Source organism: Polaromonas sp., assembly GCF_018780625.1.
Lineage (GTDB): Bacteria > Pseudomonadota > Gammaproteobacteria > Burkholderiales > Burkholderiaceae_C > Polaromonas.
In genome coordinates this window covers 1-7,418 of the sequence record NZ_JADMJK010000257.1, presented here as the reverse complement: position 1 = coordinate 7,418, position 7,418 = coordinate 1, and the positions used below count along the sequence as shown (strand labels likewise).

9 protein-coding genes are annotated in these 7,418 nt (G+C 58.0%); all 9 read right to left on the bottom strand.

Features of this window, described 5'->3' with window-relative positions:
* Positions 1-217 (bottom strand): acyl carrier protein (gene acpP, locus IV091_RS18260; RefSeq protein ID WP_293470879.1); only part of this gene is annotated, 217 nt, incomplete at its 3' end.
* A gap of 174 nt (positions 218-391) precedes the next feature.
* A complete protein-coding gene (gene fabG, locus IV091_RS18255; protein WP_293470877.1) occupies positions 392-1,138 on the bottom strand; it encodes a 3-oxoacyl-ACP reductase FabG in 747 nt (248 codons plus the stop codon).
* A complete protein-coding gene (fabD, locus tag IV091_RS18250; protein WP_293470875.1) occupies positions 1,135-2,085 on the bottom strand; it encodes an ACP S-malonyltransferase in 951 nt (316 codons plus the stop codon). The genes fabG and fabD overlap by 4 nt, the downstream gene beginning before the upstream one ends.
* Before the next feature lie 65 nt (positions 2,086-2,150).
* Positions 2,151-2,828, bottom strand: a complete 678-nt coding sequence (locus IV091_RS18245; RefSeq protein ID WP_293470873.1) for a hypothetical protein — start codon at positions 2,826-2,828, stop codon at positions 2,151-2,153.
* A complete protein-coding gene (locus IV091_RS18240) occupies positions 2,809-4,194 on the bottom strand; it encodes an exo-alpha-sialidase (RefSeq protein ID WP_293470871.1) in 1,386 nt (461 codons plus the stop codon). The genes IV091_RS18245 and IV091_RS18240 overlap by 20 nt, the downstream gene beginning before the upstream one ends.
* Before the next feature lie 51 nt (positions 4,195-4,245).
* The gene (locus IV091_RS18235) at positions 4,246-5,223 is read right to left on the bottom strand and encodes a beta-ketoacyl-ACP synthase III (protein WP_293470869.1); all 978 of its coding nucleotides are present in this window, start codon (positions 5,221-5,223) and stop codon (positions 4,246-4,248) included.
* Between the two features lie 3 nt (positions 5,224-5,226).
* On the bottom strand, positions 5,227-6,339 hold the full coding sequence (gene plsX / locus IV091_RS18230) for a phosphate acyltransferase PlsX (protein WP_293470867.1): 1,113 nt from the start codon (positions 6,337-6,339) through the stop codon (positions 5,227-5,229).
* A gap of 85 nt (positions 6,340-6,424) precedes the next feature.
* Positions 6,425-6,607, bottom strand: coding sequence for a 50S ribosomal protein L32 (gene rpmF / locus IV091_RS18225; RefSeq protein ID WP_293470865.1), 183 nt, complete (start codon positions 6,605-6,607; stop codon positions 6,425-6,427).
* 225 nt (positions 6,608-6,832) lie between these two features.
* Positions 6,833-7,375, bottom strand: coding sequence for a YceD family protein (locus tag IV091_RS18220; protein ID WP_293470864.1), 543 nt, complete (start codon positions 7,373-7,375; stop codon positions 6,833-6,835).
* Between the last annotated feature and the right edge of the window lie 43 nt (positions 7,376-7,418).

Sequence of the window (7,418 nt, the reverse complement as noted above, 5' to 3'; positions counted from 1 at the left end):
CGTAGTCAATCGCGTTCTGGACGGTGGTGATCTTCTCGGCGTCTTCGTCGGGAATTTCGATACCAAACTCGTCTTCCAGCGCCATCACCAGTTCTACGGTGTCAAGTGAGTCGGCGCCCAGGTCAGCCACAAAGGCTTTTTCGCTGGTGACCTGGCCTTCTTCCACGCCAAGTTGTTCGGCAATGATTTTCTTAACACGTGCTTCGATATCGCTCATAGTTTTCTCTGGGAGTTGTAAATTAATCCGTCATTTTACCGCGTCAGGGCCATGCCCCTAAGCGACGGGCCGGACGGATAAAACCCGGCTTCGATTTTTTATGTTTTAACACTGTCAGCCCGCAGCATTGATGGCCGCCCGCAAGGTCCAGATGAAACCTTTGACCAGCGGACCTTACATGTACATGCCGCCATTGACATGAAGTTCCTGACCCGTGATGTAAGACGCTTGTGGACTTCCAATAAACGCCACCGCATGGGCAATGTCCTCGGGCTTGCCAAGGTGGCCCAGGGGAATTTGTCCGAGGAGTGCTTTTTGCTGCTCTTCGGACAAGCTGGCGGTCATGTCGGTTTCGATAAAGCCAGGCGCCACGCAATTGACAGTGATGTTGCGCGACCCGAGCTCGCGCGCCAGCGCACGCGTCATGCCCGCGACGCCAGCCTTGGCGGCCGCATAGTTGGCTTGCCCGGCATTGCCAGAGGCGCCCACCACTGAAGTGATGCTGATGATGCGGCCATAACGCTGCTTCATCATGGTACGCATCACCGCGCGGCTCATGCGAAAAACCGCTTTGAGATTGGTATCGAGCACCGCATCCCAATCATCGTCCTTGAGGCGCATCGCCAGCATGTCGCGCGTGATGCCCGCATTGTTCACCAAGACCTGCAAACCACCGTATTCCTTAACAATAGCGTCTATCAGCAACTCAGCCGCTGCCGCGTCGTTCACATTCAGGTTCCGGCCACTACAGCCGGGAAATGCCGACAGGACATGGCTTATTTTGGCAGCTCCCTCGTCACTGGTCGCCGTACCGATCACCCTCAGGCCCTTTTGGGCCAGTTCAAGCGCAATGGCAGCGCCTATGCCGCGCGAGGCGCCTGTGACCAGTGCAACCTGTCCTTCAAATTTAACTTCGCTCATGCCAACATCTCTTTCACTTCAGCCAGGGAGGCTGGATCAAACAAGGGTGTACCCGTTAATTCAGAATCAATTCTTTTGACCATGCCGGCCAGCACCTTGCCAGGACCGCATTCAACCACATGGGTCAGTCCCCGCGCCTTGATGGCCTGCACACACTCCACCCAGCGCACCGGACCAAACGCCTGCGCAACCAGCGCCGCCCGAATGCGATCCGCATCCACTTCGACGGCCACATCAATATTATTGATGATCGGTATTTGGGGCGTCGCAAAATGGATCGTTGCAAGTTTCGCCTTGAGCTTCTCGGCGGCAGGTTTCATCAAACACGAATGAAACGGCGCAGAAACCGGCAAGAGCAAGGCACGCTTTGCCCCGTTGGCCTTGAGTATTTCACAGGCCTTGTCCACTGCGGCCTTGCTGCCCGCAATGACGGTTTGCAAAGGGTCATTGAAATTGACGGCCTCCACCACTTCAGCAGTGCCCGGTCCAAACGTCTGGACGGCCTCGGCACACCCTTCGACGACCTTGGTCGATGCCAGTCCCAGAATGGCGGCCATGGCGCCCACACCCACCGGAACGGCATCCTGCATGGCCTGCGCCCGAAACCGCACCAGGGGTGCCGCCTGCGCCAGGGTCAGCACACCCGAAGCCACCAGCGCAGTGTATTCACCCAGAGAGTGACCAGCCACCACCGCAGGCGCAGCACCGGTTTCCGCCATCCAGGCCCGGTAAGCGGCGACGCCCGCCACCAGCATCACGGGCTGGGTGTTGGCCGTAAGCGCCAAGGCTTCCTTGGGCCCGTCCTTGATCAGCAGGGCCAGATCCTGGTCCAGCGAATCGGAAGCCTCTGCCAGGGTTTGCGCAATGAGAGGATGGTCACCCCAGGCATCCAGCATGCCGAGCGACTGTGAGCCCTGGCCCGGAAAAACAAAAGCGAACGGTTTCAAATAATTACTCCGGTTATCAAGTTCGTCAACGGCTTAAAAAAATCTGCGCTTATTTTAAGAACAGATCAATCAGCCACGGCAGGCGACGCTGCCGGCACATCAAGCGGGATGCCTGCAGATGAAGGTGCTTTCACCTGCCTCCAACGTATCTGCAATTGGCCTGCGCCCCACCGCACGCACTGAAAGATCGCAGCGGCGGCCACCCAGGGATCCAGGAGATAGTCCCAAAGATTGGTCGATTCGAGCAAGTCAAACGTCCATGCGAACAGCGCCAACGCAACCAGGACGGGAAGCAGCCGCAGCCCCTTGATCCAGAAAAATATGGTCACGGCCAGCAAGCCGATCAACATCCCGGGTGCACCCCACCCCGCCCGGTAAGGATCCCAGTCGCCCCAGCCCAGCGCCATTGGGTACAAAAACAAGGCAGCCGCAGCAACAGCAACATGAAGGGCCATGCGCTCCCTGGCGGCAACAAGGCCCTGCCCGCGCAGACGGCGAACCAGTCCCAGGCAAGCCAGCACAAGCAATGTGATGCTCAGGTCAGAGCTGATCCCGCGAACATAAGCCACCAGCGGCAACTGGGCCGCGCCCAGCGGGAGCCACATCAGTACAAAACAGGCCGCAGTGACCCCTTTAACCCATGGCGTCACGCCACGCCGCCAACTCAGCAGACGCAGGCATCCGGCGCACAGCACAAGGTCTATCCCCAGGAGCGCGACCAGATCAGTGAGGGGCGGCAGCATGATTGACGGCGGCCGGGGCAGCGGGTAAGGGTTGCAGAGGGTCGAAGCGCACATGTTTGATGCGCGTTCGGTGCCATGTATAGACCAGATGGATATAGCCATCGCGGCTTTGAAGCAAATAGGGGTACGAAAACTCCTGCAAACAAGCATCCGCGCCGCAAAGCTGCCGCTTGGCGCTGTCAACATATGCTTTCGCCTGCGACTCACTGGCCCCATGCGCTTTGAGTTCATCGCCCAACAGGCGTTCGTAGGCACTCAGCGAGGCACGAACCTGGGGCGTGGGAGACGACTCCACCGTCCACGGTTGCACACCATCAAAGGACTGCCCTGCGCCGGACTGCAATAGTGCCAGCGTTTCCCGGTCCTTCGGCGCCGGATTCAAGGCCAGCCACTGCACGCCCGTTTGACTCACAACCCCGGCCAGCGCTGAGTCCGGGTTGGGCCAGGCAGTCGCATGGGTTGGAGACCAGCTTTTCCCGGCATCGCCCGTGTCCGAGGTCATCAGGGCTGTGCGCTTTCCAGAACGCATGTAAATTTGCGCCCGCTCCGGACTACTGACAAGAAAAACCGGTTGCAAGCTGGTCCCGCTGCCTGGGATGCGGACTTTATCGACCACCTGCCCATGAAGATTGATTCTGAGGACTTCGGCGAATTTCGTCACAAACTCATGATAGACCGGCAGTCCGATTTGACCATCCTGATAGGCGATGGGTGCGCCTTTGACCAAGGTGCTGATATTGAGGAAAGGCGATGTGACCAGCCTGCGGGGATCACTCCAGGTCACCCCCTCATCCAGGGACTTCGCCCAGGTAATGGCGCTGCCCGCCCATCCGCCCAGGGAAACATTGACCATCCACAAAATGAGCGATCCATCGGGTGCGCGGGCAATGACCGGGTTACCCAGCTTTTTGACGTAGCGCCAAAGTCCCTGCTGAATTCGTTTTCTGTCGAAAATCGCGGTTTCTTCGCTCCAGTGCAAGCTCGAGGCATCCATCACAGCGCTTCGAATGGACACATCACTCGCCCCTTCGCGGGAGCCTGAAAACCAGACCGCCCGCAAGCGGCCATCCATCAGTTCAACGAGCGAAGCGGCATGCACGGCCTGGCCAGGTGCAGCGGAGGCAAAACTTGCGTCGAACCGGAAGTTGCTGCCACGCAGCTGCAGCGGCGGCCTGGCAGGCGAAGGAGATTTGATGGCGCCACCCGGGACGCCTGCCGACGATGCCGACTGCTGGGTCGCCGGTGCAAAGGTCGAAGCAGGCGATCGGTTAAACGTTTTCCAGCCGGCCAATGCAAACGCCGTCAGCAACAGAAGAGCCGCCAAACGATCCAATCTGGCCATCCGACCTGTTCGCAGCAAGTTCAAGCGGCCACCTGTCGCCGATCAGTGCGGGGCTGACGCCGTGCGGCAATCATCTCAGTAGGTAAGAAGAACCGAACCCCATGTAAAGCCGCCACCCACGCCCTCAAGCATCAGGGTATCGCCTTTTTTTACTTTTCCGCTTCGCACCGATGCATCCAGCGCAAGCGGGATGGAGGCGGCAGAGGTGTTGCCATGCTGGTCAAGCGTGACGATCACCTTCTCCAGCGGAATCTTCAGCTTCTTGGCGGTGCTCTGCATGATGCGAAGGTTGGCCTGATGGGGAATCATCCAGTCAATATCCGCCTCGGTCATGTTCGCTTTGGCCAGGGTCGCGCGGGCCGTGCTTTCAAGCAGACCCACTGCCAGCTTGAACACAGCCTGCCCGTCCATTTTCAGGAGCGGATCGCCCAATACCTGACCGCCTGACACATGGCCGGGTACGCACAGGATACCGACGTGCTTGCCATCGGCGTGCAGGTCGCTGGCAAGGATGCCGGGCGTGTCGGAAGCTTCGAGCACGACCGCGCCCGCGCCATCGCCAAACAGCACGCAGGTGGTCCGGTCCGAAAAATCCAGCAGGCGTGAAAACACCTCGGAACCTATCACCAGCGCCTTGTTAGCTGAACCAGTCTTGATCATGGCATCGGCCACAGTCAACGCAAAAATGAATCCGCTACAAACCGCCTGAACATCAAAGGCAGGACAGCCCGCAATACCCAGCTTGTTTTGCACCATGCAAGCCACCGACGGAAACACCATGTCCGGCGTCGAGGTCGCAACAATGATGAGGTCAATGTCTGCAGGCAGCAAACCAGCCGCATCCAAGGCATTTCTTGCCGCTTCCACGCCAAGATCACTGCTGCCAACATCGGGGGCCGCAAAATGCCGCGCCTGGATGCCCGTGCGGGCCACAATCCACTCGTCGGATGATTCAACACCTTTGGTCGCCAACTCGGCAGCCAGTTCGGTATTGGTCAGTCGGCGCGGCGGCAAATAGCTGCCGGTGCCGGTAATGCGTGCGTAACGGGTCATGAATTAATGTGCCGTGGTTGAAACGGGTAAGTCCACTGATATCGAAAAAGCCGCAGGCGCGGCGCCGGGCAAGGGCGCGCATTGCGCCGCCACCAGCAACGGCGCTGCGTGGGCAATGCGTTCGCGAACTCTCTCAAGCAAGTTGTTCCGAGCCGCATCATAAGCCCGATTGAGCGCCCGCTCAAACGCAAACGCGTCTGCAGAACCGTGGCTCTTGAACACCAGACCCTGCAGACCCAGCAAGGCCGCGCCGTTGTAACGACGATGGTCAACGCGCTTTTTAAACGCAGTTAAAACGGGATAGGCGACGATAGCCGCCATTTTTGTAAAAATATTGCGAGAAAACTCGGCCTTGATAAAGGCCCCAATCATGCTAGCCAAACCCTCGCTGGCCTTGAGCGCCACATTGCCGACGAAACCATCGCACACGACAATGTCTGTAGTGCCCTTGAAAATATCGTTGCCTTCGATATTTCCATAGAAATTCAGATCGCCGGAATCAGACGCTGATCGCAACAATTTCCCAGCTTTTTTGATGACTTCACTGCCTTTTATGGCCTCTTCGCCGATATTGAGCAAGCCAACACTGGGCGCAGGATTGTCGCCAATGGCCGCAACCAATGCCGAACCCATCACCGCAAATTGCAGTAAATGTGCTTCGGTGCAATCTACATTTGCACCCAGATCCAGCACGGTGGTAGCCCCGCCCGTTGCGTTGGGCAACTGCGAAGCGATGGCTGGCCGGTCGATGCCCTCAACTGTTTTGAGCACATAACGGGCGATGGCCATCAGGGCACCCGTATTTCCAGCCGACACAGCCACCTGAGCCGCGCCTTCCTTGACCTGGTTGATGGCCACCCGCATCGACGAATTTTTCTTTCGGCGCAAGGCAACATCCAGGGGGTCATCCATCGTGACAACCTCACTGGCGCCAATAATCTCACAGCGGGCGTGAGATTGCAGCCGGGCATGCAAGGGGTGTGCAGCCAGGACTTCAGGCTGACCCACCAGCAACAGCAAGGCATCTGGATGTGCATCCAGAAAAGCCAGGCAAGCCGGGAGCGTGACAGCGGGACCGACATCCCCGCCCATGGCGTCGACAGCAATCCTGATCATGAGAAGACCGGTCCAGTCAAGTATTTGACTTCAGGAAAAAGAAAGGCCCGCAGGATGAGTGCGGGCCAGTGCTTGAAGCGCGAAATCAGGCTTCGGATTTGGTTTTCAACACTTTGCGACCACGGTAAAAACCAGTGGGGCTGATGTGGTGACGCAGGTGGATTTCGCCGGTGGTAGATTCCACAGCGATGCCCGGCACGTTCAGTGCGTTGTGCGAGCGGTGCATACCGCGCTTGGAAGGTGACTTTTTGTTTTGCTGGACGGCCATAATTCGCTCCTGACGGGATGCAGTGTTGGTAAATTACGCACCAAATTTCGGATTCTGGTGACTGGACCCTGGATCAATCAACAAGATCAATCAACAAGAGGCAGCACACTACATTGGTACGCGAAGCCTCAGATTATAGCGTGAGACTGAGCCGCTTTTGTTCAGACCGATCCAGGCATCGCGCAAGCACACGCTCATTGACACCAGGAATCAGCCTTGGTCCACTTACTTTTCTTTTTTAAGTTGGGCCAACAAGGCAAAGGGATTTGGCTTCTCAGGGGCCTGGTCCGCCAGGTCATCCTCGCCCGCCTGGAACACAGCAGCCTGCGGGCACTCCTCATGCATGGGCACCAATGGCAGCGCCATCAGCAACTCGTCTTCCAGCACGGCCAGCAAATCAAACTGTGGCGCCATGACCAGCAGGTCTTCTTCGGACGCGTCGTCTTCGGCCATGGCAATCTCTTCGCTGGCCACAAAGCGGTACCACTGGTCCACCTCCAGCGGCGTCAGCACAACACCCATACAGCGCTGGCAAGTCATTGGGAATGCGACTTTGGCCTGCAGGTGCAGCCACAATTGGTCATCAGCACCGGCACAGGGCCGCAACTCGGCAGTAGCCTGCCAATTGACAAGCGCATCAGGCGCAAGGTCTTGCGCTTCTTGCGCAAGACGCTCCATATTTTTCAGCAAAGTGCTGGCGATGAAGGGCTCGCCCTCCTGGGCGAGGGTCTGCAGGTTGAGCCGCGTAGCTTGAAGAGATCTGGTCATGTGTGCAGTGTAAGAGAATCAGGGCATGAACCCTGACACCTCA

Bases quoted from the DNA above. Each gene is read 5' to 3' on its own strand.
- fabG (WP_293470877.1), bottom strand. From the start codon at position 1,138: ATGAGCGAAGTTAAATTTGAAGGACAGGTTGCACTGGTCACAGGCGCC.
- IV091_RS18245 (WP_293470873.1), bottom strand. From the start codon at position 2,828: ATGCTGCCGCCCCTCACTGATCTGGTCGCGCTCCTGGGGATAGACCTT.
- IV091_RS18235 (WP_293470869.1), bottom strand. From the start codon at position 5,223: ATGACCCGTTACGCACGCATTACCGGCACCGGCAGCTATTTGCCGCCG.
- plsX (WP_293470867.1), bottom strand. From the start codon at position 6,339: ATGATCAGGATTGCTGTCGACGCCATGGGCGGGGATGTCGGTCCCGCT.
- rpmF (WP_293470865.1), bottom strand. From the start codon at position 6,607: ATGGCCGTCCAGCAAAACAAAAAGTCACCTTCCAAGCGCGGTATGCAC.
- IV091_RS18220 (WP_293470864.1), bottom strand. From the start codon at position 7,375: ATGACCAGATCTCTTCAAGCTACGCGGCTCAACCTGCAGACCCTCGCC.